Origin of the sequence: Rahnella sp. RFA10(1/100), from assembly GCF_004195115.1 — a bacterium.
Taxonomy (GTDB): Bacteria; Pseudomonadota; Gammaproteobacteria; order Enterobacterales; family Enterobacteriaceae; genus Rahnella; species Rahnella perminowiae.
Genome location: NZ_SEWR01000023.1, coordinates 1 through 902, shown reverse-complemented (window position 1 = coordinate 902; position 902 = coordinate 1). Strand labels below are relative to the sequence as shown.

At 58.0% G+C, this 902-nt stretch carries 1 protein-coding gene; it reads right to left on the bottom strand.

Annotation, left to right across the window (positions count from 1 at the left end):
• Positions 1-902, bottom strand: a 902-nt coding sequence (locus ETV65_RS24715) for a phage late control D family protein (RefSeq protein WP_129955689.1), incomplete at both ends; no start/stop codon positions are given.

Genomic DNA, 902 nt, shown 5'->3' with positions numbered 1-902 from the left:
GTTGGACTTGCCCTCGAAGGTGATTTGTTCGCTCAGATAACGCTCCTGACGGCGTCTGGCGTACCACATCCCCTGACCGGGCTCGTTGCTGTATTCCTTGCCCGGCTCAGGATAGGACTCACCCCAGCGGTAATCTTCGGCAACCAGCGCCGTGTAATCCGGATTGGTGGTCGTCGTGGCGGTCATATCGCTTTGCGCGGCCGGATAGTAATCGTCGTTAACCGTCACCGATTTTGGGATGGCCTTGCGGCTGACCGACATTTCCCAGACCGACTCCTGGCCGCCGTCGAACAGGCCCGCCGGGTTACGGAACGGGATGGCGACCGGTTCCGGCCAGGCGTAAGAATGGTCGGCCAGCACCATGACGTCGCAGTTGTTCTCTTCATCGTATTCAAAGAAGTACGAGATGCCGCTGTCGGCCAGGCGGCGCGCGATGTGCGCGTATTCGCTTTCGCCGAACTGCATCATGAATTTTTTCAGCGGGTACTGTTCATTGAGCGCAAAACGGAAATCCAGCCGGTCCATGTAGTAACGCAGGAAGGTGTTTTCGGTCATGCTGATGACGCTGTCGTTCTGGTAAATCGCGTTATTGCTGCCCTGATTTAACCGGGTGACGCGGTGTTCCAGCGTGGCGACGTAGCGGGTTTCATCGGCGGAGGTGCCGCACTGGCGGAACTGGGTGATGACGCCGGGGATAATGCGTGGTTTAACCGGCTCCCACGGCTTACCGTCGGGGTACATCAGGAGCAGGGCGGAATAGTTGATGATGTGCTGAGCGGGAATGTCTTTCACCGCACTGGTGAACGCAATTTCATAGCGCAGGATATCGCTGATGGCCTCGCTGCCGCTGAACCTGAGCACCGAAATATCAACGCCGGGCTGCCGGGATTCCAGCCGTTTAA